The sequence below is a fragment of the Rhizobium sp. PP-CC-3G-465 genome, assembly GCF_004343445.1.
GTDB lineage: Bacteria > Pseudomonadota > Alphaproteobacteria > Rhizobiales > Rhizobiaceae > Ferranicluibacter > Ferranicluibacter rubi.
Genome location: NZ_SLYH01000053.1, coordinates 1 through 2,145 on the forward strand (window position 1 = coordinate 1; position 2,145 = coordinate 2,145).

At 58.7% G+C, this 2,145-nt stretch carries 2 protein-coding genes; one reads left to right on the plus strand and one right to left on the minus strand.

The annotated features are described in order from the left end of the window. Positions 1–51 precede the first annotated feature (51 nt). The gene (locus tag C8J33_RS26765) at positions 52–1,497 is read right to left on the minus strand and encodes an IS1182 family transposase (protein WP_132665932.1); all 1,446 of its coding nucleotides are present in this window, start codon (positions 1,495–1,497) and stop codon (positions 52–54) included. A gap of 82 nt (positions 1,498–1,579) precedes the next feature. Here C8J33_RS26765 and C8J33_RS26770 point away from each other — a divergent pair, with 82 nt between their 5' ends. Next, positions 1,580–2,089: a GNAT family N-acetyltransferase gene (locus tag C8J33_RS26770; RefSeq protein WP_110803277.1), complete on the plus strand. Its 510-nt coding sequence runs from the start codon at positions 1,580–1,582 to the stop codon at positions 2,087–2,089. Positions 2,090–2,145 lie beyond the last annotated feature (56 nt).

The window sequence follows — 2,145 nt, forward strand, 5'->3', positions numbered from 1 at the left end:
GTGAGCACTTTTGTACCCGTATTTTGCAACAGTGCACAGAATGGCACCTTTTCATGCCCTGACGGCGGTGATCAGACCCGCAACGCCGACAAGGGTGATGGCTCTTTTGATGTTGTAGGCGAGCGCCGTCAGGCTGAACTCTCCGCGGACATTTTCCAGCCTGCGCATCAGGAACGCGCCCTGATACATCCATTGTTTTATGGTGCCGAACGGATGTTCGACGCTTTCGCGCCGCCGGTCCAGAATGTCGGGCCGAGCGGCAAGACGCGCCGCCATGCGGTCGAGCACAGCCTCGTTCTCGAGGCGCGACACGCGGCGAAAGCTTTTGGTGCAGCGTTCGCGCAGGCTGCACGCCTTGCAGGCGTCGCGGTTGACGTAGTCGATCTTCACATTGTCGCGGGACTTGCCAAAGTGGCGGGGTGAGAGCGGCTGGTCTGCGGGGCAAAGGTAAATGTCCTTGTCCGGATCGTAGCGGAATTCCTCCTTGGAGAAGAACCCTTGAGCCACGGCCGGACCGCGGATCGGTTTGGGAACATAGGCGGTGATGCCGGCTTTCTCGCAAGACTCTATATCCTCGATCTTGAAGTAGCCCCGGTCCGCCACCGCCTCGATCCTGTCGACGCCGAGCGTGTCCATCGCCGCCTCGACAGTCGGCGCAAGAAGCCCCATATCCAGTACCCGATTGCAGACCTCCTGCCCGGCGATCAGCTTGTGCTTCACATCAACGGCGAGCTGGATGTTGTAGCCGACGCCGACCTTCGTCATGCGGGCCATGGCTCTCGCATCTGGGTCGGTCAGCGAGATCTGGTCCGCGCCGGTCTTGTCCAGTTCATCCAGCAGCGCCTTGTGGCGATCCCGCTTGCCTTTGATTGCCGCAATCTTTTGCGCGAGTTTGCCATCGCCGCGGTCGGAACCGCTGCCATTGCCGCCGGCTTTCTCCTCTTGCGCATCGCCTTCATCGAGTCGTTTCATGTAGTCGGCCAGTTTCTCGTCGGCTTCGTCGATGAACTTAGTCAACGCTCCCCGTGTGAAGTTGCGATCCCTGTTGTTCACCGCCTTGATGCGCGTGCCATCGACCGCCAGAAGCTCTCGCCCGAATAGATCAAGCTGCCGGCACAGGATGACGAACTCACGGAACACCTGCCTGAAGGCTGACCGGTTCACACGGCGGAAATCGGCGATGGTGCGGAAGTCCGGCTTCAGGTGTCGCAGCAGCCAGATTACCTCGATATTGCGATGGGCCTCCGCCTCCAGCCGCCGGCTGGATCGTACCCGGTTGATGTATCCGTAGACGTAGAGCTTCAAAAGATCGACCGGGTCGTAACCCGGACGACCGGTCTCGTTCGCCGCAACCCGCACGAAGCCAGCGGCGACAAGATCGAGGCCATCCACGAAGGCCTCGATGAAGCGGACCGGGTTGTCCGGCCCCACGTAATCGTCCACCGCTTCCGGCAGAAGCAGCAATTGCGCGCGATCTGTTCCTGAAAGATGTGCCATGACGTAAGCTACCATGGACGGCCATCCCTGAGAATCCAGGACAGACTAGCCTGTTACCTTCCGCGAAGGACACGACACAGCAATGCACCACTATTTCCGACCGATCACTCCCGACGACAGTGCTGATCTGGAAAAGCTGTGGCGCACTTCATGGACGCTGACGTACGGCTTGAGCCTTGGCCCAGATGCGCTTTCCAAAATGCTGAAGGATCTTGACGATAACGGAGTTGCGTCGATGTTGCCGGGAACTGGTGAGCGCGGCTATTGCATGGTGAGAAAGGACGAAATTAGCGGAACCGCCGTCATCATCGAGCGCGGGGACACCGCCTATTTGTGGGGGATGTATGTCCATCCTCAACAACAACGCAAAGGGCTCGGTTCACTGCTGCTGAAAGGCGTCGCCAAGGCGATCACAGACGCGCAAAAGGTCGAGATTCGTGTGCTAGGTTCAAGCCCGCAAGCTCTGGCTTTTTATCAAAAGCACGGCTTTGTCGAATCCGGAAGAGAGGCGGTCGATCTTTTGGGTACGCTAACAGCCGAGGCGATTGTCATGAGTGCCTACGTCGAGAATTTACGAACCCGTTTCGCCTGAAGAGATGGTGGTATCTTGGAAGTGGCACCAGCCCGACTACTTTTCAGACAGTCTGC

Coding starts and splice junctions, on each gene's coding strand:
- C8J33_RS26765 (WP_132665932.1), bottom strand. CDS start 1,497: ATGGCACATCTTTCAGGAACAGATCGCGCGCAATTGCTGCTTCTGCCG.
- C8J33_RS26770 (WP_110803277.1), top strand. CDS start 1,580: ATGCACCACTATTTCCGACCGATCACTCCCGACGACAGTGCTGATCTG.